General features: G+C 70.1%; 1 protein-coding gene. It reads left to right on the forward strand.

Annotated elements, in window-relative coordinates; genetic code table 11:
• Positions 1 to 11: 11 nt before the first annotated feature.
• Entirely contained in the window at positions 12 to 25,391 is a 25,380-nt protein-coding gene (locus QMO76_RS06960) for an ADP-ribosyltransferase (RefSeq protein WP_306360355.1), read from the forward strand.
• Positions 25,392 to 25,461: the final 70 nt, after the last annotated feature.

A 25,461-nucleotide genomic window follows, 5' to 3' on the forward strand; every position in this document is an offset into this window, starting at 1 on the left:
GGTAGTCGCAAATGGGTGATATTCCCGGCTATTTGAAATGGCTGGAGTGGGTAGCCGGGTCGGAGTGGCCGCATGGCGACGAGGACGGCATGTGGGCGCTGGCCGACGACTGGCGCGCGGCAGCGGAAGGTATCCGCGAACTCCTGCCGTACCTCGATGACGCCAAGAGCGCGACCTTCGCCGCCTACCCGGTAGGTGAGGGCTCCGAGGAGATGCGCAAGCTGTTCGACAGCCTGCGCGTCGGTGACGGCTCCTTGGAGAAAATGGCGGAGGCGTTCGAGAACCTGGCTCTCGCGGCGGACGATGTCGGAACCGAAATCGACTACGCGAAGTTGTTGATGATCACGTCGCTGGCCCTGCTGGCAGCCGAGATCGCGGCGGCGTGGATCTTCCCTCCGACCGCGCCCGCGGTGTCGGCTGCGGCCATCACCGTGACGCGCTTCGGAATTCGCGCTATCGCCATGCGACTGATGTCGGCGGTGGCGCGGCGGGTCGCCGGTATGCACACCATCCTGCGGTTCGTGGCCAGGCATGTGGCCATCGACTTCGCCATCGGTGTGGGCCAGGAGGTGGGGATCCAGGCCTATCAGATGTCCCAGGACCATCGCCGGGATATGAATTGGGGCCAGGTGGTCGTGACGGCCGTCAGCTCCGGTGCCGGTGGCGCGGCGGCCGGGCCGATCGGCGACAAGGTGGGCGACTGGCTCGGCAATCGGATGAAGCCGTGGATGTCGGGTGCCCTCACCGGTGCGACCGCGGGTCTGGTGGGTGGCACCGTCGGAGTCTATGCGGGTGCGGGGACTCAGCTCGCCCTCGATCTGACTGTCTACGACAAGAGTTGGGACGAGGCGTGGGGGAACTTCAAGAACTCCGCGTCCGATTGGAACGCCATCCTGGGCGGCGCGGCGCCAGCGGGTGTGCTGAGCGGTGCGATGACGGGCGCCAGCAAGGCCGCGGCAACGCAGTACTACCACAACAAGTATCCCGACATCTACAACACGACACCGGATTTGGGGGGCCTGAACCGGATCGGCAATACGGCGGGAATACCGCCGACGGGAGGCGGAGGCACGACCGGTGACGGTTCGGCTCCCGCGACCGGGCAGAACGGGGCCGGAGATCCGAGTGGCGGCCAGAGCCCTGCCGGTTCCGGAGATTCCCGTGCGGGTGTTCCCGGCGCAGACAACGGTTCCGCCGGTTCGAGCACGAACAACAGTGCAGGAGACGCGAATTCGAGCAATGGCGCGGGAACGGGCGACGCGTCCGGCACCCGCGCGGGTATCCCTGCCGGGGATGCCACGGGGGGCGACTCGCCTACCGGACGGAACGACAGCACGGACCCCGGTAACGACACGCAGGCGCCCACCGGTGGTGCGGACGACTCCACCGGTGACACCACGGGCACCGATATCGGTGCTGACGCGACCGCCGGTGATCGCGGTGATGGCGTGTCCGACGGTTCCGATGACCGCGCCGGGGCCGCGGCCGATAGCGGCGCACGTGATGAGGGTGGCCCGGATTCGGGCGTCCGCGCCGATTCCCGCGATGAGGGCGCAGTGGACCGGGGCGAAGAGACGGGCGAGCGTCCCGGGAGCGATGTCGGCCCTGGCGTGGATACCGATGCGCGCAGCGATGGTGCCGGTGACCGCGCCGACAGCGGGACCGGTGCCGATTCCGGCGGCACGCGTGCGCAACCGGCGGCCTCCGCTCCGGAGAGCGCTGGGCAGCCGGACGGCGAGGGCGGTCGCGACGCGGGGGACTCCGCCGCCCGAGACGCGGAGGAGTCCGAGCAGCGCCAGCCCGGTTCGGGCGGTGAAACTCCCCGTGGCGCCGGCAGATCCGATGATCAGTCGACCGATTCCGGCCGGTCGACCGATTCCGGAGCGCCGGATGGCGGCACCACCGGAGTCACACCGCTCGCGGGCACCTCGGCCGCGCCGGTCGACGGCACCATCGCGGGCGGCACGGGTGCCCCGGCTGGTTCGGCGCGCGTTGCCGGTGCGAACACGGGTGATTCGGCCGATTCCGCGCAGTCGCCGCCCGGCGGTGCGGCACCCGTATCCGGGATGCCCGCGCCGACGGCCGGTAGTGCCGCGGGGGCAGATGCTCGTGGTGCGGCACCGGTGCGCGGCGGCGAGATTCGTCCCCCGGCGGGCACCGTGTCGCCGCGCCCCGGCACCGCACCGCAGGTCGACGCGCAGGTCTCCCCGATCCCGCGGACCGGTCCGGAATCGAGCTCGGCAGGTGCTACCGATCGGCGCGACGGCGACGGCACCGCACCGGTGGTTCGACCCGATACTGCGTCGGACTCGTCGAGGGCCGGTGCGGCTCAACCGCATTCGGGCGCGGCATCGACGGACCCCGCCCCGGTGGTGCAGGCCGGGACTGCGGATTCGGAGGCACCGCGGCGCGCTGCCGACGAAGCCGAGAACGGTGAATCGCGCACTGCCACACCGGAGACCGAACCGGTACCGCCTCCGGCACCCGCTCCGCTGCCGGACGCGGGGACGACGGGACGTCCGCCGGGCTCCGACGGCCGGCCGTCGAATCGACGTGACGACACCGACGGTGCGGCCGATGACGCCTCCGCACAGCCGAGGCCGGAGGCCGATCCTCGAGCCGGTGAGGACGAGCGGGCCGGAGATGACGTGCGCTCGGACGACGACCGGCCCGGTGATGACTCGACAGCGGATGACCGCGCACGGGCGGGCGATGGTTCGCGCACCGATGGCGGAGATTCGGATACCGGTCCGGAGTCCGGCTCCGATGGTGACGCGCGATCCGACGGCCCGCCTGAGCATCCGAACCAGGTCCAACAGGCCCTCGCCTATATCCGGGACGTCACCGGCAATGACGACATTCGGGTTCCGGACCGCGAAGTCGGCCCGGAGGGGATGTACGCGGAGGAGGTGGTGCTCTCGGCGGGTGGCGAACCGCGCAGGTTCCGTGACCACGACGCGATGGCCCAGCGGCTGCGGGACGAGGGACGCCACCGCGCCCGGCGCGGTGCGAGCGACCGCATTTTCGCCTTGGTGATCGATGTCGAGGCCGATGCCGGTGCACGGGTCTACGTGGTCGCCCACGAGGGCGGCGAGGTGACCGTCCGCGATGGCACCGACGGCTCGCGGCAACCCTTCCCACCCACGATCCCTGTCGACCTGGACAGCTCACACGCCATTCTGTTCGACGATGCCGGCAAGCCGCTCTTCCCGCTCACCGAACAGACCCGCGCCTACTACGCGCGCTCTCTGCTGCGCCGTCTCGAGGAGGACGACGCCGACGTCCAATCCCCACCGGACGACGAAGAAGCCCAACGCCCGGAAGCCGACGACAGCCAGCGCCCGGAGCCGGACGGAACCGGTGACCGCGCACCGGAGCCTGATGAGGGGGGTGAGAGTCGGCCCGCGCCCGATGAGGAGAGCGGGAGCAGGCCCGCGCCGGACGAGGACGGCCAGACGCGAACCGTCCCCGATCACGCGGCTCAGTCCGCGGGCGACGGTGCCACTCGCGCGCAGCCGAACGGCGACGACGCCATGCCGGCGACGGTGGGCGACGGGGACGCCTCACCGTCCGGTCCGTCGCCCGCGGTGGATCCGCTGGCCGCCGCTGCCGCCGACTCGAACCGATCCACCGGAACCAATGGTGTCCAGCGGATTCCACGGCCAGAGCAGCAGGTCGGTGAGCATTCCGGTCCCGAGGCTCCGGCGGCGGCACCCGGTGCCGGAGGTGGTACGAGGCCGCCTTCGGAACCACCCGGGGCACCCGCGACCCCGGACGATCCGGGCGATGAAGGTACGCCCGGCGCTACTCAGCCGGACGGTGAGTCCGGTGATTCCGGGGCGCTGGAACCCACCGCTATCCTGCCGCCCGCCGATGAGGGCACCACCACAATCGATGTCGACGGTCAACCGGTGCCGCTGCGACTGGTCCCCGACGGCGCCGACCGCTGGCGTGTCGATACGGGAGAGAATCGGCCCAGTACAAGGGATTCGACTTCTCCACGGCGGAGCTCCGCCGTGCACCGGATGTGGAATCGGCTTCGCGATGCCCTGCACGTGCGCGGCTTTCACGGGGAAGCCCCCAAGTACCCGTCGGGTTCCGGAGAAGACGGTCGTGGTCAGACCGCACTGCGCGACTCGGCCGTGAACGCCCCCGATCTGTTCGGCCCGCCGCCCCCACCGGCTCCGCCGCCACCGGACATCCCGGTGTTCGCACCACCCTCGGACGCCGTCGGCAGTGGCGACTTCCCCAATCTGGCGCGCATTCTGAAGGAGTCGTTCACGCTCTGGCATCAGCGCGAGAACATCCCGCTGCTCGAACTCCTGTCGGGTCGGCTGGCGACACAGGCGGGGGAGCATATGCCGCTGCGCACCGCCGACGGCGACGAATATCGCCCGTGGATCACCGACGCCGATCCGGACGCGGCCAGGCAGGGGATCATCGCCACCCTCGGCAACGGCCTGATCACGCCGGAGCAGGCCCGCGCCGATCTCGAGTCGCTGCTCGAGCTGACCTCCGATCCGGAACTGCGACAACGCATTCTCTTCGACCTGGCGAACGAGGAGTTGATTCCGCAAGCGGAGGCCGCGTCACGGCTGCTGGACCTGCTCGCCACCGTCGCCGCCCCAGACCTCCGGCAGCGGATCATCGACGACCTCTTCTACAGCGGCCTGATCACCGCGGACGAGGCCGATCAGTTGGAGCGCGCTCCGATCCCGGCGCCAGCCACCGATGTGGAGCCGGTTGTCGAACCCGACGCACCGCCGAACGACGAGTCGCTGACGGATATGGCGGAACGGCTCGGCTTCCGGCTGCCCGATGAGGACCCTGCGACCGTCCGCCGGGTCTTCGGTGAGCAACAGTACCGAATCCTGCGTGCCGCAAGCGCGATCGAGGGGTTGGGCGATTCCGCGCGCCGCCTGAACGAGGAGTCGACCCGCCCCTACTCGTGGCGGGAGGAGGACGGCGCACCCGGCACCGACAACGCCGGACGTGACCGCGGCGCCTTCCCGATCGGTGGTGTACCGCGTAGCTTCTTCGACGACAACCCCATGGGTCATTTCGTCGACGAGATGATGAACGGCATGGGCGATGGCGCAGGTTTGCGCGGCACGCCCGGTGCCAACAATGGCGCCGACCCGCTGCCGGAGTGGAACAAGGTCGGCGAGAATCCCGAACTGGGCCGGGATGACGGCCTGCCAGTGTACTTCCAGCATGCCCTGCGCCGCGATCAGCTGGCCGACGAATTGTCCACGTGGGCAGCCATGTTCGGTGTCGATCTGCGCGACCTGACTCCCGAGAGCCTGGATGCCACGCTGGATCGGCTGCGGGCGGCGAACAATGCGCGCGCCGAGGGACTCGCCGACTTCGCCGCCGCGGCGGCCGAACAATTGGCGCAGACCGACCGGTCGCCGGAGCCGGGTGTGCCATATGGCGATCAGATCGCGCGAATCCCGTTGGGGGATGGCCAACCCGATCTGCTGGTCGTCATCGACGGACCCCGCGACCGCGACGAGGTCCTGGCCGACATCCTGGCCACGCATCCGGAGTTGGCCGCCGATCTGCGCGACGGCACACTCCAGGTCGACTACCGGCAGGTCAGGACCGACGAGTCCGGTGTCACCCAGCTCGATCCCGTCCCCACTCCCGAGGTGCACCACCACCGCGAGACCATCGACGGGCGCGAATTGACCGTCACCCTGGTGCGGACGGGAGACGGCGAATGGACGCCGGTGCCGCATACCGTCGAGCCGGTATCGGCCATGCCCGCCGCGGACGGCCCCACCGACCCGGCTGGGGACGCCGGGGCACCTCCGCGTTCGCCGGAGCAACTGATGCGCGACATCGGTGACCTGGCAAGGGAACTCGGCTTCGGTCCCGATGAGCTGGGGATCACGCCGGCAGGAGTGGACGCGGGACGGGCGGCCGACACCATCGCCTCGCGGAAGTTGCTCAACGCGCTGCGGGCCGGGCAGGTCGAGGCGCTGGCCGATTACATCCGGACCAACAACGACATTCAGACCTACCACGGCCTCGCCGAGCGACGCGCCCCGCTGGCGCAGCGGCTGGGGGCCTCGGAGGCGGAGCTGACACCCGAGACCGTCGCAGACGGTCTCACCGACAGGTCACAGCGTCGCGCCCTGCGCATCCAGCAGATCCAGGATCTGGTCGCCTACACCGCGCAACTGCGTGGCGTGGACCCGGCGGCCGTGGATGCCGCCCGCGACGCGCTGGCCGCGCGGTTGGGGGTCGACGCTGCGGATCTGTACCCGAACAAGTACACGAAGAATCCGGCAGGACGCCTCGTTCGGGTGCCGGACCCCGAAGGGCTCGATCCGCGGAAGTTGCGCAAGCTTATTCTCCGGTTGGAGCGGGCGGGGCAGAGCGAGCTGTTGCGCGACGCGCTGCGGGATTACGCCGCCGCGCTCATTGCCGTCGACCCCTACTCGGAGATACCTCGCGGGGATCACAGCGCCGACCCGCGCAACGCGGACAATGAAGCGGCCGTGCACGATATCGACGCACTGCCGGCACTTCGCGACATCATCGCCGACGCCACGCCCTCCGGCGATCCGCTCGATTTCGGCCGGGCCATCGCCGACGCGGTCGCCCGCGCCGGCGATGAACCGGAACCGGACAATGCGCTGCCCGGCAGTGATCCGTCCACTCGCCCGCAGCCTGGTCGGGACTGGTCGCGCCTCGCTGGCGTCGATCTCGCCGCGGCCGATGACGCGACCTTCCTGAAGGTCTACGAGGCGTATCGCGATGGGCGGATCGACAAGCACGAGGGCCTCAGCCCGGCCGATCTCGCCGCCGCCCTCGCCGATATCCGCGCCGATATCCGCACGCGGGCGGATCAACTCCGTACCCTGGCCGATCTGATCGATCAGCTCGATCGACTGTTCGATCGTGGCAGCCTGGGGAACGATCTGCCGGGCCTCTCCGACGGTGGAGCGCGTCCGTCCGATCCTGTTGGCGACCCGGGCACCGCGCCGAACGGGCCCGGGGACCCGCCGGACAGCCAGCGGTCCGATGGTTCGACGAAAGCGCCTTCGACGGGGCCGGATTCGTCCGACAGCGATCCGATTGCGCGGATCGACGCCGCCGTGCGGCGGGAGTCGGACACGCTGGACGACGCCGCCCGACAGCGGCGGGCGGTCATGGATGTTCTCGCCGCCGACAGTGCGGCGGCGGTGCGCGAGCGTGATGCCGCTCTGGCCGCGCTGCACGAGGCCATGTCCGGACTGCCGGTGAACGAGTCGGATCTGACCCCGGACCGACTGCCGCATACAGTGGCGGATCTGCTCGGCCGCACAATGCGGGTGGCGGATATGCCCGGGCGTGAGGCCGCGGTGCGGGCGCTGGAAGCGGCGGCCCGGCGGTTCGACGCCGCGAGTGAGCGCCTCGACATCCTGGACCGCGCCATGGCCACCGCGATGGAGCGCGACACGCTGCTGACGGCTGGGGCCCGGTTGGTCACCGATCGGGTGGGCGTAGTCGACGGCGACCCGCCCGTCGTGCTCGTGGTCGACTGGGGCGGTACCGACGCGCTCGAGGTGTGGCAGGGCGCCCGGCGGTCGCATCCGGAGCTGGCGGCACTCGTTGACGGCGGTGCACCGGTGCGGCGGTTGACGATCGACTACGACGCCGAGGGGCGAATCACCGTCACCCACACCGACGTGACCATCCCGGACTCGGTGGCGGATGCCGGAACACAGCGGCCGGACGAGGCCGATGTGAACTCGGAACCGGCTGCGACGCCGCAGGACCCGTCCGACATCCTGGCGGGATTCGATGCCGCCCTGCGCGCCGCCGACGAGCGGTTCGACGAACTGTCGCGACAGGCGAATCAGCGGCTCGACGAGGCCGCCCGAGCCGCCGACGCGGCGATAGATGCGGCGATCGATAAGTTCCGCGGCTCGGGTGGGCCTTCTGAACCGGCAGTGCCACAACGGGAGTCGCCAGCTGAGGGGCGAGACGATCGACAGGATCCGGACGCCGGTGATGATGAACCCGGTGCCTCGACTCCGCGCGGCCCATCCGGGCGGGGGCCGGGTTCCGGCGACGGCGCGGCCGTCCCCGCGGGGCCGCCCCCGGAAACACCACCGGGCGATGGCAATGTCGGCGATTCGGCTCCCGGACCGAGCGCGGAAGGTGGGGATCAGCAGCCGCCTCCTACCCCGCCGTCGGGCGGTGGGCCCGTCGATCCGCCGGGTGAGCCGCCCCACGGCGGTGCTGACGACGACTCACGGCCCGGCGACCCGGACCGTGACCCCCTGGATGGCATCCGCCGCTTCCTCGCTCAACCGGAGGTACGAGAGGGCGGGCTCGACCCGGTCGCGCTGACCGATGCGCAGCGCGACTACGTCGATCGGCTCGCAGCCGCCCTCGACCTCACCGAGGCCCTGGTGGGCAACCGGGACCCCTTGGGCACGCTGCGGGAACTGGCCGAAATGGCCCGCGCCCGTGGGTTCCTCGATACCTCCGGCAACGCCGCCGGCATGCGGTATCCGGACGATTTCGCACCGCTGACCGTCGATGAACTCTACGCCGGTGAGGACTTCTGGCGGGAGGCCGATCCACAGGCGCGCCAGCGCATGGTGGACGAGTTGCGCGCACTGGGACTCGGCAGGCTGACCGCGCCCACTCCGCCGAGTCCGGCACTGCCGTCGGGTGACGGCGATTCCCGGCCGGTGCCGGGCGGCGCCGCACCTCGACCGGGCTCGACTCCGACGCCGGTACCCTCCACCGCCGATCTCATCGCCGGGCTGGCGGAACGACTGGGCCTCACCGACGCCGACCTGCGCGCCGACGCCGTGGATCGCACCCTCGCCGCACAGCGCTACTGGAACCTGTTGACCGCCGGCGCCATCGAAGCCCTCGGCGATGCCATCGCCAGGCACGACACCGCCACCGACGCTGTCCACCGCCGACAGATCGAAGCGACCCGCGACGGCTGGGCGCGGTTGCTCGGTCTCGAACCGAGTGCGTTGACGCCGGACAACCGCGCCCGCACGCTGGCGGATCTGCGCGCCGAGACGGTGCGGCGTGGTGAGGATATCGCCGCCCTCGACGAGGCGGTGCGGACCCGGGCGCCGGATAGAACCGCCGACGGCACCCGAAGATTGATGCTCGCGGTGGACGGCGACCGCATCACGGTCACCCTGCGCCCGGATGAGAACGGCGAACTGCGCGTGGTTGCGGACAATCCGTCCGAAGGCACGCTGGAACCCGCGCCCGACCTACTGCCCGCCGATCCGCTCGACACCCGCCATCGCGAATTGCTGACCGTACTTGCCGATCCCGGGCAGCGGCTCACCCTGCGCGAGCGCTGGGAGCTGGCGCGGATCGAATGGCAGATCGCCAAGCGCGACGGGCTGCTCGGTCAGCGTTTCCGTGATCAGCTGCGCGCCTCCACCCTCGGCTACGAGGGCGGCAACCCCAAGTATCCGTCCGGGTCCGGGGAGGACACCCGCGGCCTGACCGCGATTTCCGACCTGGCCGGGCTCACCGAGGGTGGTGACTTCAATCCGGCGCGGATCGGCAAAGAGGGCTACACCATGGGCCAGAACCGTGAGCGCATGCCGTTCATGGATCTGCTGCGCCGAATTCCGTTTCTGCGCTGGCTCGCCACCGGGCGTACCCGCGACCAGGCCGGTGACCACGTTCCGCTGCTCGACGATGATGGCGAGGAGTACCGGTACTGGATCGACGAGGCCGACCCAGAACTGTTGGCCGAGATGGAGGAGGAGCTGAAGCTCGCCGGGCTCATGGATCCCGACGACACCTTCTTCCCGGACACCCTGAATCTCCCGGAGATTGCTCCTGCACAGCATGATTCGAATGCGAACCGGCCCGACAGCGACAATGCCGACACCATCCCGCTGAGCCCTGAGGAGCAATTGCACGCCGCGGCGCAGCGGGCCGGAATCCGGCTGCCCGACACTGATTCGGAGACCGTGCGGCGGATTCTCGCTGAGCACGAATACCGAGCCTTGCGGCGGGCGGCCGCCATCGAGGGGCTGGCCGACGCGGCGCGCCGCTACATCGCCGAGGACGCCCGCCTGCCGTTCCTGCACCGGATCGCCGATGTGGACAATGACCCGCTCGGCCGCTTCCTCGAGGAGCTGGCCGCCGCGGACAACCGGGACGTGCTGCTGTATTGGGAAGGCGTCAACAATGGCGGCGAGCCGGGCCTACACTGGGCGGATCCACGCGGCGGGGAGATCTCCGAGGTCGAAACCGACGGACTGCGCGAGCATTTCGAGAACGCGCTGCGCCGCGACCAGATCCGTGACGAGCGCTCGGTGTGGGCACAGCTGCTCGGGGTGGAACTGTCCGGGCTGGGGCCGCGAGACCTCGCCGATCTGACCGCCGATGAGGCGGCGCGGGCGCTGCGGGAGTTGTCCGCGTCGGAGCGATTGCGCCTGTTCGGCGATCTCTACATCGACTTTCTGACCGAACTGGTGTCGCAGGCGCCCGCCGATGTCCTGGATTCCGTGCTCGCGGGGGTGGACCCCGCCGACTTCCGGCTGCACTTTCCGGACTGGAGCGCGGCGGACCTGTACGACCACCTGTCCGGACTCGGCCGTGACGAGCTGGAACCGCTGCTGGGACATCTGGGCGAGCGGCGACTGGCGGGCATTCTCGCGGCTCTGGACACCGCGCAGCTGCGGGAGGTGTTGGCGACGCTCGGACCCGCCGATCGCGGGGAGATCCTCGACGGGCTGGACCGCGCGGAGCGGATCCGCGTGCAGCGGGAACTGTCCGAGGCGCGACTGCGCGACACCCTGGATCGGCTGCGTCGGGAAATCGGGGACCAGACCGCGGCTTTAGCGGATTTCGCGCGGGTCGCCGCCCCTCACTTGCGTGCCGAGGACGCCGAGCGACTCACTCATCTGCTCGGTGAATGGACCATGGCGCAGAACGGTGAGCCACTCGGTACCGCCGTGGTGCGGCTGCCCGACCCGGACGGCGGGCCGGACCGGGTCGTGGTCCTCGATGGTCACGGCGACCGTGCCCGACTGCTGGCCGATGCCCTGGCCGACTATCCGGATATCGCCGACGCGGTGAATAGCGGTGCCGCCGTGGTGGATTACCGCGATGCATGGCTGGATCGCACCGGGCGGCTGCATCTCGATGCCGCGGACACGCCGGAGGTCCGGCATTTCCGCGGCGAGGTGGACGCCCGCGACGTGGAGGTTACGCTGCTGCGTGACGGGGACGGGCCGTGGCGGTCCGTCCCGGATGTCACGTCGGACCCGGATGTCACGTCGGACACCGAGACGGTGGGGCCCGTGCGCCGACCGGCGGATGCGAACCGTCCGGCCGCCGTACTGCGCGCCGAGATCGACCATCTCGCCGCGGAATTGGGCCTCGATCCGGGCGATCCACTGCTCGAACGCACCATTGCGGAGCGCACGCTCGACACGGCGTTGCGCGCGGCGCAGATCGAGGGCCTCGCCGATTTCGCCCGCAGCGCCAAGGATATCGAGACCTTCTTCACCCTCGCCGCGGCCCGCTCGCAGCTGCTGACCCGGCTGGGCATCGATCCGCGGGCCGTGAACCCCGAGGCCGTCGCCGATGCGCTGGCGACCGCGAATCAGCGGAATTCTCGGCTACGCCAACGCCTCGCCGATCTCGCCGAGTACGTCGGGCGGGTGTCGAAGCACATCGATGCCGACACCGTGGCCGCCGCCCGAGACCGGTTGGCCCGTCACTTGGGCATCGATCCCGACCAGTTGCGGCCCGGCCGGTACCTGAGAGGCGATGATCCGTACTTCGCGGAGCGCGGGGAAACCCGGCCGCCGCACGCCCATATCTTCGTGCCTCACGCAGACGTGAACGGTCTCGACGCCCGTGCGCTGTTCGACGCGGTCACCTTGCGGCAGCGCGCCGGTGACAGCGAGCTGGTGCGGCGGGCGCTCGCGGAGTTCGCCGGCACCCTCCTCGACACCGATCCGTATGCCGAGGTCCCGAGCGGCAACCGGATTGCCGACCCGCGCGCCGCCGACGGTGAGGTGCGGATCTCCGATCCGTCCGGCTCGGGATACGTGCGAGATATCGTCGGCGATCCCGGCGCGTTCGTCGACGCGCTCCGGGACGCGGCGCTCCGGCGCGACTTCGAGCGGGTGGACGGGCCCCCACGGCCGGGACGGGACTGGGCTCGCATCATCGGCGTCGATGTCACCGATGCCGACGCCGAGCGGTTGGCGAAGGTCTTCGCCGAATACCGCGACGGCAAGATCGAGAAGCACGAGGGCGTCACCCCGGCAGAACTCGCGCGGATCCAGGCCGAACTGCGTGCGGACCTGCGACAGCACGCCGATCGGCTGTCCGAGTTGGCGGAACTCGTCGAGCAGCACCAGCGGCGTGTCGCTGAGGAAGCGGCCATCGATGTGGGCGGCCGAATCGACAACGCCCGAACGGAACTCGACGCGGCCCGTCGGGCATTCGAAACCGAGCTGTCCCGCCACCCCGTGACCGAGTCGGAGCTGCGTCCGGACACGCTGGAAGATCTGCGTGCCCGAACCACCCCCGTCGCCGAACAGGCGGAGCGTTCCCGCCAGATCGACGCTCTCGACGCGGCACTACGGCGGTTGCGTGCCGCGGAAGCCGCCGTTCACGCACTCGAGGACGAAGCCGCCAGGCTGGAGCAGCAACTCACCCGCCAGGTGCACCCGGTGGTGCGCGACTACGCCGACCTGCGCGATCAGCATGCCGCCGCGCGTCGGGAACACGATGCGGCACAGGCGGCCCTGGAGTTGGAACGACAGCGACACCCGGTGCGGGCCGCCGATCTGGCACCCGAACGGGTCGGCGACACCCTGGAGGCGCTGCGCGCCCGTACGGTGCCGGTCGCCGAACAGCCCGCGCATCAGGTGCGAGTCGATGCGCTGGCGGCGGCCGTCCGGCGGCTGTCCGACGCCGCCGCCGATATCACTCGCCTGGAAGCCGAGATGTCCCGGCTGCGAGCGGATGTGGACTGGCAGCGCACCCGGCTGCAGCGGGACGTCGCCGCTGCCGCCCGTGAACGTGACGACGCGCGGGCCGCCCTGGACGCCGCCCTGGACGGAATTCCGGTCGACGCCGCCGACCTGACTCCCGGTCGCCTCGACGACACTCTCGAATACCAGCGCACCCGCACCATGCGCGCGGACGAGATGCGGCAACGCCAGGCCCGCCTCGACGCCCTCGAATCCGCCGCGCGGCGGCTTCACCTCGCCGACGCCCGGCTCGCCCGGCTGGAGAACGAACTCACCGGACTGCTGGACCGCGTCGGCCCACCTGCCGATTCCGCGGCACGGCAACCCGATTCATCGGAGGCCGGGCAGCCGCACAGTGCCACGCCGGCGACCGGTTCGCGACCGGAGGACGCCGCCGACGCCAGTACACCACTCGATCCCGGCGCCCGACCGGACGGGCCCGGCGAGGACGAGCCGCCGCCCGCGACGCCACCGGTGGGGCCGGGCAATCGTCCGCCGGACAGCCAACCGTCCGGCGGCGCGGCGAAACCTGTGCCCGCGGAACCGGAGTCGGCTGGTAACGAGGCCGGACGGAGCGAGCAGGCGGCGCTCGACGAGGCGGCGCGGCGGCGGGCGGTCATGGATATTCTCGCTGCCGACAGTGCGGCGGCGGTGCGCGAGCGTGATGCCGCTCTGGCCGCGTTGCGCGGGGCCATGTCCGGACTGCCGGTGAACGAGTCGGATCTGTTCGGGGACGACCTCGGACCGAGGGTGGAGGCGCTGCGCGGGGCGACCGTGCGGGTCGACGAGATGCCCGCGCGCATGGCCGCACTCGATGCCCTGGAGGCGGCGGCCCGACGCTTCCAGTCCGCGAACGAACGCGTCGACACCTTGGACCGCGCCATGGCCGTCGCCATGGAACGCGACACCTTGCTCACGGCCGGAGCCCGGCTGGTGACCGATCGGGTGGGGGTGGTCGACGGCCGACCGCCGCACATTCTGGTGGTGGGCTGGACCGACACCGATGCCGCCGGCGTATGGGATGAGGCGCGCCAGCACCATCAGAATCTCGCCGATCTCGCCGACGGCGGTGCCCGCGTGCAACGCCTGCTCATCGGATTCGACGACCAGGGCCGGATCACCGTGACCCGCGATGACCTGGGCGCGGTCCCGGACGTCGATTCGCCCGCCGAAACATCCGCTACCGCAACCGATCCGAATGACGTGCTGGACCGGTTCGACGCGGCACTGCACGACAACGACCAGCGTTTCGATCAGTTGCTACGGCAGACCGAGACAGCCCTCGACCGCATTCGTCGCGAGTCCGAGGCGGCCTTCGACGCTGTGCGTCAGCGCCTCGGCGACGGTCCGGACGACGAGGGCCCGGAGCCGAGCGGAGCACCGGACCGTTCGCCGAACGAACCTCCGGACGCCCCCACCTCCGATGCCCGCCCCGAACCCGACACCGCCGCCCCGGTCCGCTTCCTCCGTGACGGTGACGAATTCACGCTCGATCTCGGTGCGCGCGTGCGGTATGGACAGCAGGTCTGGGGGGATGCGCACGCACGGCTCGGCCAGGATCAGCGTGACGCTCTGCGCGACTACGTCGGGCGCGCCGACGCGGACGCGCCGAACTCGCGCGACCGGGTGGACGCGGCGCTGCGGGACACCGAGTCCGCCGCAGCGGAGACCACCCGGGCCATCGGTCTGATCGATGCGGCGCTGAGGCTGCACCCGACACCGGAAGGTCTCATGGTCACGGTGGCCGGATCGGAGAACCTCTTCGGCGTGCCACCGAGCGAGCTGGAGGGGACGACCCGCCACGTAGACGGCTACATTCAGGCCGGGATCGGTGCTCTCCCATCGATGTTGGGCGCGCGGTTTCACCTCGAGATCGTCCTGCCGCCGGGAACTCCGGCGCTGTACCTCGGCGATCTGTCACCGTACGGAGCCAGCATGCCCATGATGCTGCTCGCGCACGGCCTGTCGTTGCGGGTCGACTCGGTGCGTGATCTCGGCAATGACGGTCACTGGCTGATCCGGGCCACCGTCGTGCCGGGCGAGGCGCAGTCCACGCCGCGCACCGACGCGACGGGCGGCCCGGAGCCCGCCGCGGACACGGGCACCTCCGATTCCGAATCTTCGACACCAGAGCCTTCGACACCAGAGCCTTCGACACCAGAGCCTTCGACGCAGCAGCCGAGCGACGACGCCCAGGCCCGGCACGACCAGCTCATGCAGGAACGCATGCGGGTGGTGCGGGAACTGGAGTTCCAGCGGGTCAAACGGAACAACCGCGCCGAGTACCTGGGAATCGCCCGGCCCGAGGAAGCGCTGGGAACCCGGGAAAGGCTCGCGGATACCGAGTTGCGGCAGTTCGAGGAACTCGGGTACCGCACCGTCGACGTGAGCGCGATCGGTGAGGACAGCGGCTACCAGGTGCGTCAGCAGGTGGGCCCGGCGGAGTTGGCGAAGCGGCGGGAGACCCTGGCGAAACTGGTCGCCGCCGCCGAGGAGGTCATCCGACTCTCCGATCGACTGGCCGCCATCGACCGCGAGATCAACGGATTGGATGTCGGCGAAGTCCGGGCCGAGACCCCCACCGCGGACATGGACCGGACAGCGGCCGAGCGTGCGCGGGAACTGAACCGCATCAAACCGCGCCGCGCCATGCGCGACGATCTCGCCGAACGGCTCGGCGTCATCGACGATCAGGGCCGGGTGGACGAGGCCCGGTTGGCACCCGAGCACGTCGACGACACGCTCCGCCGGTTGCGGACCGAACAGCCCCGGCGAACCGACGACATCGCGGGCCTGGCCGACGCGGCCCGAGATGTGAACGAGACCCACAACCACGTCGGGCGGTTGCAGGACGAGCTGGCCCGGCTGGCCGGCGCGTACCGGCAGGCGCTCACCGACGCGGGAGCTCACCCGCTCACCGATCGGGTCGGCATCATCGACGGCGAGCGGCCCAGGATCATCGTGCTCGGACCACGTGACGCGATCGGGCGTCCGAACGCCGATCACGATGCGGCGCTGTGGGACGCGCTGTCGACCAGTTCCCGCGCCGCCGATGCCATGGCGTATCGGAACGCCGAGATCGAGTATCGGCGCGTGCTGGCCGACCGCGACAGCACCTGGCGGGTGGTGGACACCCCAGGTCCGGCCGTCCGGCACTTCGCGACCGATCCATTGAGTCCCCGCTGGACCGAATGGCGTGACGGCGAGGGCAATTGGCACGCGGTCGATCCCAACCGACCGCAATGGATCACCAACCGTGACACCGGGAAGCTGCCCAAATCACCGGAGGAACGCGATTATCCGGAGGGCGCCGGCGGCTGGGGGTTCAACCCGGTGCACGGCACGATCCAGGACGCCATCATGGGCAGACCGGTGGACCCGGCCACCGGACAGCCGGTCGAGGGTGTGAACGAGCATCTGCTGTCGAGCGTTCCCGGTGGCGGACCGCTCATGGACCCCGATCTGTCCACGTACACGCAGCCCTTCGTGGGTGAGGTGTACGCCGTGATCAAGGTGTTCACCGAGCTGAAGAAGTTGTTCGGCTTCGGTTGGGTGCCGGACCCGGACAACCCGGGGCATTATCGCTGGCAGTTCAAGAACCATCCGTGGTTCCGATCGACAGCACGCGACAGCCAGCCGATGGTGCGGGTGCGGTGGACCCACCCGGGTGACCCGGATCGGCCGCAGCTCGACCCCGACTACGCCACCCAGCGCCTGCGCGCCGAGCGACGCTGGGCCGACGTGCAGATGTGGGCGGAGGCCGAGTACGCCCGATTCCGTTCCGACGACAGCGACGTTCTACGGATCGCCGCCGGATTGGAGCGGCATTGGCGCACCGAACGCGCCGATTCCGCCCGGGAATTCGTGGACCATGTGCGTCGCGCGCTGGTGGACGGCCACCGCGGCATCGACCCGACCGGCGATGTCGACCAGCAGTTGCGTGCCGTTCAGGAGGCCATCGACTCGGTGGCCGACGACTGGCGGGACCGATTCAACGAAGATGATCTGGACCTGATTCGAGGGACTGTCGACCACGTCCGCGAGCTGATTTTCGAGGGCGCGGACACCGATCACATCGCCGCGGTGCTGACCGAGCACATGCGGGTGGACGTGCCCAGGCTCGGCCGGGAACTCCTGGCGATCAAGAACCACCTGATGCGGGATCTACACCTGATGGAAGATCCCGACACCGGAATCCTGACTCGCCGTCGACTGGACGCGGTGGCCGATGTCGCCGAGGCATGGCAGCGGCTGATCGACGGCGCACCGCTCCCGCAGGACATCCTGCTGCTGCGGGACGCTCTGGCCGAAGCGGCCTACTTGCATTCCCATGAGGCGAACGGCAACCCACGGACCTGGCCGGAGGCCAATGCGCACGTGGCCGCCTCGGAGGGGCTGCACTGGGATGCGAATCGGCCGCCGCTGACCGGTGACCGGGCCGACGCCGACTACGCGCCGCCGTCGGAGTCGCTGAACCGGCTCGAGGTGGCCCAGCGCAGGCTCGATCAGGCCCAGCGTCACCTGGTCGCCGCCGAGCAGGCGGTCCGGAGCCTGTCTCGAGAACCGGCCGGTGACCACGACGCGCGCGCCGCGCGCCGCCGTGCCGACCGAGGTCGGGCACTGGCCGCCGAAGCGCTCGCCGAGGCTGCGGAGGCATTGCGGCTGACCAGGATCGGCCTGCCCACCCCCGATGACCTACTCGCCCACACCGGCCTGCGCACCGTCGAGGATCTGCTCGCACTGGCTGGGCAGCTCTCTCTCGCGGATCAGGCGGCATGGGGGTTGTCGGAGGAACTGCTCGATCGGGTTACGGACCTGGTGGACACCGAGCGGCGCTACGACGCCGTCTTCGATCGCCTGCACCGGCTCGGGCACCCGCCGCCATCCATCGCGAATCCCGAGCCACGAGAGGGCGACTCCCCGGAAGGACCGGCACCGCGGCGTGATCCGGAGGACGCCGATCCGTGGTCGGACTACTTCGAGGGCGTGGGATGGTACACCGAGGAGTTCCCGCCCGCTGCCGATCCGGATTGGTCACCCCGCCCCGACGATGTCTGGTCCACGCTGGACCGTGACGAGATCGCCGACCGGCTGCGCGGCCAGTTCGGTATCGAGGTGGACGGTTTCGACACTGCGCGGGTCGATCCTGAGGTACTGCGTGAGGTCGCCCGTGGTTTGGAACACGTCCTGCCCCGGTACGGTGCTATCGACCTGCGCCGCATCGTGATCGGTCCGATCGCGGACGACCCGAAGGCGTATGCCGAGGCTTGGCCCTCGCGTCCCGACGCCGCCGGTGACCGGTACACCGATCGGATAGTCCTGAACGAGCGATTCGCCACGAACCCGGAGACCTTCGCCCGCCTGCTTCGCCGGGACGAATCGCGCGGTATCGTGCCGGGCTCCGGCGCGCGCCCGGTCTTCTCGACGATCGTGCACGAGTTGGGGCACGCCCTGGACTTCGCCGGGAACATGCGTGCCAGACAGTCCGCGATCGACACACTGATCGACTACTACGACACGACCCACGGTCCGGTCGACGTCGACAATCCGGAGCAGGTCGCGACATTCCGCGCCTGGATGCGAGACTTGAGCACCTACGGTTTCAGCCGGGGCGAGTTCAATAGCGAAGAGGTGCTGGCCGAAGCGTTCACCGATGTCGAACTGAACGGCGAGGCGGCCAGCGAGCCCGCCAAGGTGCTGTACTGGGCCATGTTGGACGCGATCGCCCAGCAGACGAATACCACCGGCGGATCGCCGGAGGGACTGCCCCGGCGCGGCGACGGCACCGTGTCGCCGGAGCCGTCGCGGCGTGTGGTCGGTGCGGATACGCCGCCCGACCCGGTTCCGGCCTCGCCTCCGACACGGTTCGACGACTCGGAGATCCACCTACGAGAACTGTTGGGACAGACCGATATCGGCACGGAGATCCTGGCCCTCGTGGACAGTGCCCCGGTCCGGTCCCTATTCGACCACGGTTCCGCCGCGCCCCGCGCCATCGGAGCGCCGGTCGATATCTTCACCAGCGGAAACGGTCGGTTGCGGCAGGTACTGGACATGGCGCAGCAATCGGTCCATGTGCGGGAGCTGCTCGACGGTCGGGGGACCGATGAGCTGATCCGGACCCTGGACCGCGACGAGTTCGTCCGCGTGCTGACCGACCGGGAGGTCGAGGGCGCGGTCCGGCGCATCGAAATGGCGCAGGAACTGCGCGACCGCGGCTACGACATCAGGGTGTCGGAGGCGGTGCGCCGGATCCAGCGGACCTTCCACGACGCCTATGCGCGCGCAGTGCGCGAGGCGGCCATGGCACCGTTCGCGCACCGAGATCCGGCGCTGGCGCGCGACCCCGAGGCGACGCATCGATTCGCTCGGGAAGTGGCGGCGGATGCTGTTCGCGCGGATATCGCCGCATTGACGTCCGCGGACGGGCAGACCTATGCCGACCACTATCGAGACCTGTGGGACCGAGCCCGCACCGATCCGGATACCCGGGACGGACCACGCCCGCACTCGCCGACCACTCCGGAAATCGGGCGGCAGTTGCGGATTTCGGCTCTACGGCAGCACGACGCGCGGCTGCGGGCGACCATGGCTCGAATCGAGCTGTCCGAGCTGGCCGCGAACCTGGGGCTCGATCCGGACGCCAGCGCGGCGGCCGTGCGGGATGCGGCGCGCGAACGCGGTACGGATATCGCTGCCGAACTGGCCGCGGTGGCCACGCCCGCGGACCGCCGCGCCGAGTTGCGCCGACTCGCCCACGATCTGCGTTCCGCCGTCGATCTCGCCGACCGGTACGAGTCGTCACGATTCCACCTGCAGGAGCAGACCGACGACTGGTCGGCGCGCGCCGCCCGCGACGTCCTCACCGCATTGCTACCCGCCGACGGGATACTGCTCAGCGACCATGTAGCGATTCTCCCCGGCGCGACCGACCGTGTTGTGATCGCGGCGCCGGCGGGCGAGCACGCTCGCCTACTGTCGGAGGTGAGTCGAGATCCGGCTGTCGCCGAACGGATTTCGCGCATCGACGCACCGGAGTGGCTTGCGCTGCATATCGACGACGACGGCCGTGTCGGGGTGGACTCCCTGGACGGGCCGGACGCGGTCCCGGCCGAACGTGCGTCGGAGGTCGTCCCGAAGAACCACGCCGCCGTCGCGACCGTCGCCCGCGTCCGACGACTGCTGGGCGAACTGTCGAACCACGCCGACCTGCACTGGGCCAGAGACACATTCGAGAAGCTAAGCGTTCAGGTCCTGCACCGGTCCGGCGCGCCGACTCGATACGATCCGGCGCGTAACACCCTCGTGCTCGACCCGGGTGCCACCGACAGCGAGCATCTGCTCGCCCTGGTACACGCCGCGGTGCACGCCGATCTGGCGCGCCGCGACCCGATCACCGTCGCCCAACGGCGGCTGCAATCCACCCGCGAGGACTACATCCGGCGGATGATCGCGCGGGAGAGCCGTGCCTACGCACTGGAAGTGGTCGCGGCGCGGCAGCTGCGCGCCGCCCACCACGACCTTCCGGTGAGCGAACTGGAACGGATCTACACCGACGCCTTCGACGCCACCCGAGCCGAGGTCGAGCGCGCGGTGCCCGACGCTCCCGCCGCCGAACTCGACCGCGTCGCCAATCAGGCGGGCCTCGAGGCGCTGCGCCCCGTCCTCGCCGGCCATCGTCCGGTCAATGGCGAGCAGTCGCTAGCCGACGTGTACGGCCGTGAATGGGATGCGGCACACGGTAAGCAGAGCTTCGCCGACCGGGTCCGGGCCGCCCTGGACTCCGGAATCCGCTCTCGCGAACCCATCGGCGACCAGACCGGTATCCGCCGGACCGAGCGCATCACCTACGACAACGGCACCGTGCTGGACCGCGTCGTCATCCGAACCGGTCCGTCCGAGGAGTCCCAACGCGACATCCGGCATGCCGACGCCGAGGAACTGGCCATGATGGTCGGCCGGGCGCTCGGCGCGCGAGTTCCACAGGTGTTCCGCCAGCAGCCGAATGTGCTGTTCCTGGAGCCGATCCCGGGCACGGTGATCGCGGACAAGTTCCTGAGCGCACACGAGTTGTACCTGGACGCGCCGGGCGCGCTTGAGTTGGGGCTGCTCAATATCCTCACCGACGCTCCCGGCCGTGACGGATACGGCTGGATGATCGGTCCGAACAACGCCGTGATCGGAATCGGCCATTATCTGAACTTCGGCAACGATCCGGGCCCGGCGGACACGCTGAGCCCGTTCACGGAATACTTCCAGCATCGCCGTCCCGACGGCACCGTCGAGCCGGTCGTGCACACACTGCATGCGGTCGAACTGGAGATATACCGGGACCGGCTGGCGGACCTGCGGCCCGAATTCGTCGCGCGTGGGCGTGAGCAGTGGCATCGCGATGTGTTGGCGCGGCTCGCGGAACTGGCCGACTATGCCGAGACCGACGGGCTGCCGGATACGGAGGTGCCGGTACCCGGTGGCGGACTGCTCACCACGGGCGGGACCGTCTACGTCAACCGTTACGGTGGGGACGACAACTACGGGATCTTCGCCAGGGTCGATGCCGACGGTGTGCTGTTCCTCGACGTGAAGGTGGGGCCGGACACCCCATCCGGCTCCGCGATGTTCGCCGACGCCTGGCGAGCGCTCGGCGACCGTGTCCAGGTCATCGAGGGCAATTGGTCCGGGCGCGGCGGCCTGCTCACCGACAATCTGGCCAGCTTCGACGCCTCCATACAGAACGGTCGCACAATTCACGCCGCCGCCTGGTATACCCATACCGGTCAGCAGGCCGAACGCTACGGCTTTACGGACGTAACCATCGTCAAGGCCGAGCCGAAGGGTCAGCTGGGCGACTTCACCGAGGTCGTAGTCCGATTCACCCGTCCGGAGCACGGTGCGGTCATGAACGAGGGCACGCTGCCCGACGGAGAGGACCGCACGCCTCTGTACCGCGGCATCCCCCGGCTGCTCGACGACGGAACTCTCAACCCCGCCTATGCGGCCGCCTTGCTGGGTGCCGCGTTACCGCGCGGCACCCAGGATGTCTCCGCCGAAGAACACATCCTGTCCCGGTCGGACGTCAGCGATTCCACCTCGTGGTCCCGCAACCGCGCGACAGCGGCAGTGTTCGCCGGAAACGACGGTGTCATCCTGGAGTGGCGGACCGGTCGGCCGCCGGTGGACGCTACCTGGCGGTTCAAACCGATCCTGGATCACGATCTCGGCTCGGCGCTGGACCAGGTCCTCATTCAAGGGGACCTCTACGATGCCCGTGCCGTGCGGCACTTCGCCGAGCCCGAGCCCATCGAGCCGCCGAGTATGCGGCAACCGCTGGATGCGGACGGTCCGGAGTATTTCGACGGCAGCGACTGGGCGACTGGACCGGAATGGTCGCCGCGCCCCGGTGACACCTGGTCGGGGCTGCATCGCGACGAGATCGCCGACCGGCTGCGCGAGCGGTTCGACCTGGAGGTCTCCGGTTTCGACAATGCGCGAGTAGACACCGAGGTGCTGCGCGAGATCGCGCGCGCGATCGACGACATGATGACGCGCCAGCCGGACGCCGGTCTCTACGCCGTCGCGATCGAGCCGTTGGCGGCCGACCGCCGGTACGCGGAGGCGAGGCCGCAATGGCATGACGGCAGGCTGCGCACGAAGATCGTGGTGAAGACCGACTGGGCCGCTGACCCCAGGGCGTGGGCCGTCTCGCTCACCGCTGCGGAGGAGGGGGCTTTCCACCCCGTCGGCTTCGGCAAACGGCCCGCTTACTCCGTAATTCTGCACGAGTTCGCGCACGTTCTGGATTTTGATGCGTTCATGGCCGCCAGGGACCGGGCGATGGCCGCTCTGACCGGGTATTTCATCGATCATTACGGCTGGAACGGCGATCTGCGGCCGTTCGAGGATTGGCTCGCCACGCTGACGGGCTACAGCTTCGACGACGGCAACCACTACGGCAGGCCCGACCGCGCCGAGATGCTGGCCAATGCCTTCGCCGACGTGATGCTCAACGGTGACGCCGCCAGCGAACCCGCCAAGGTGCTGGCCCGCCTGCTCGAACAGGTGGTCGCCGAACTGCGGGGGTCGCGCCGTACCTCGTCCGATCAGGTCGACCCGTCGGTGGTCGGATCGGCCCCGTCGCGCCCGCACCCCGCCGACCGGGAGTTGCTGCGCGACAACGGGCTACGCGCTTCGCGCGTGGAGGCCCCCGCTGATCACGCCCGGACCATGGCGGGTAGCGACTTCCACGACCTCGTCCACAACCTCGTCCACGAACTCGACATCGAGCCGAACTCGCTGCGGGAACGGCCGATGGAAAGCGTCGCGGCTCTCGCGGACCGGTATCCCGAACTCGCGGAGCGGCTCGACATGCTCGCCGACTACCTGCGAGAGCGGCCGGATCTGTTCGCGCGCGATCCCCGGATCGTCGATGGCGTGATGCACGTGCGGCACCGGGACACCGCGCGATATCTGGCGGAGCTGCTTGGTGATTTGGAACAGTTCCTCGATGTGCTCGCCGAGCGCGCCGAGCGCGATACCGCCATGATGGGAACGCCCGCGCCCGACCGCGATCGGGCGCGCATGCTCGGCGTAGACCTGACAGATGTCAGCCCGGAAAGGTACACGCAGATTGACGAGGACTTCCGCGACGGCAAGCGCGACGAGCGGGAAGCGCTGACCCCCGCCCAGTTGACAGCCGCGCACGCCGCGCTCCGCGCCGAGATCCGCACGGCCGCCGCCGAGATCCGCGCCCTGTCGGACCTGGTTGCCGAGTACCACCGCCGCGGCACCCCACTCGACTTTCCCACCGCCGAGCCGACCGGCGACGGTGTCACCCCGCCGCCCACCGACCCCACCGGCGACGAACCTCCTATCGATCCGTCCGCCCCCGACGACCACGACCTGAACCGCCCACGCCGCGGCTACCGCTCCCACATCCCGCACCCGCCCCACGACATCGAGTTCGACCTCCCCGACTTCGCCGCGATCCCTCCCGCCGACCTACCCCCCTGGCCCTTCCCGCCCCCACCGCAACCCACCGACCCCCCGACACCCCCCACCCCACCCCAACCACCGAACCCGCCCGAACCAGCGAACCCGCCCGAGCTGCCGGAGCTGCCGGAGCTGCCGGAGCCGCCAGAGCTGCCGGAGCTGCCGGAGCTGCCAGAGCTGCCGGAGCTGCCGGAGCCGCCCGGGGGGCCGCAGCAACCCGAGCCGCCAGGGGTACCCGAACCTCCGGTGCCGCCGGGGTTGCCCGAGCTGCCCGAGGTTCCGGAGCTTCCTGTGCCGCCTCGGCCGCCTGAGGTCCCCGTGCCGCCGGGATTGCCCGTGCCGCCAGGATTGCCGGAGCTGCCGGGCGTGCCTGAGGTTCCGGAGTTGCCGGAGCCTCCTGCCCCGCCCCAGCGGCCCGCACCGCCGACGTTGCCCGAGCTACCGGTACCCCCGGGGCTACCCGAGCGACCGGAACTGCCGGAATTGCCGGAGGTTCCCACCTCGCCCCGGGCGACGACGTTGCCCGAGCCGTCTGCCGTGCCCAACTCGCCGGATGGTCTCGAGTTGCGTCGAGTTCCGGGACTGCCGGAGCCCGTCGGGTTTTCGGAGGTGCCCAACCCGCTCGGGAGCAATGACGCACGGGAACCGCTGGTCTCGCCCCGGCCGACCGAGTTGTCTGAGATGCCCGCGTCGCTGTGGGAGGCCCCGGTGGGGCCGGAGCGGACACAGGCGCCCACGGCTCCGGATGTGCCGTGGCACCCCGGCGCGCCGGTTCCGTCGCCCACGCCGCCGGTGAATGCGGTGGCACCGCAGCCGCACGAGTATTCGGACCCGCCTCGTCCGCCCTCCGCGGCCGTACCACCGTGGGCGGGTGATGCGGGCCGCTCGGAGGCGACCTTCGGTCAGCACATGGCACCGACCTCGCCGCCGGGCACGCCCGGAGCGCCCGGCGGTCCGGCGTCGGGACCCGCGCGTCGCCCCGGCTTCGCGGCGGACGGACACGGCGGTGGGCCGCAGGCCCGCGCCGGCGCGGGTGAGATTCTGGTGCGCCCCTTCACCGGATTCGGCGCGTATGCGAACTTCGATCCGGCCACCGGCCGATTGCAGGTCGTGCCCATGGACTCGCGCAGGCTCGGCGGGGTCTTCGGTGATGTGGGCGAGCTGCGCGCGGTGTTCTACCGGTACGCGGGCCGCCTGGCCCTGCGGCTCGGGGACCGGACCGTCGATGTGGAGGACCCCGCGGTGCAGGTGTACTGGACGCAGCCCGCGCACCGCACCGCGCGTTTCACGGTGATGGCGGGTCCAACGGTGCTCGCCGATATCGGCTATCACTCGATCGGCGGTGACCTCGATTTCGGTCTGCTCATCCGCGACATGTTGATCGATCCGGCACGACGGGCGAGCATGTTCGAATGACCGGGAGCTCGCCGATCGGTCGTACGCCGGTCACCCGTGGATTCGGCCGAGATATGGAACTCTGACTATG

Source organism: Nocardia sp. CC227C, from assembly GCF_030767025.1.
Classification (GTDB): Bacteria; Actinomycetota; Actinomycetes; order Mycobacteriales; family Mycobacteriaceae; genus Nocardia.

Excerpts from the sequence above, each read along its gene's own strand:
- QMO76_RS06960 (WP_306360355.1), top strand. The coding sequence starts at position 12 with ATGGGTGATATTCCCGGCTATTTGAAATGGCTGGAGTGGGTAGCCGGG.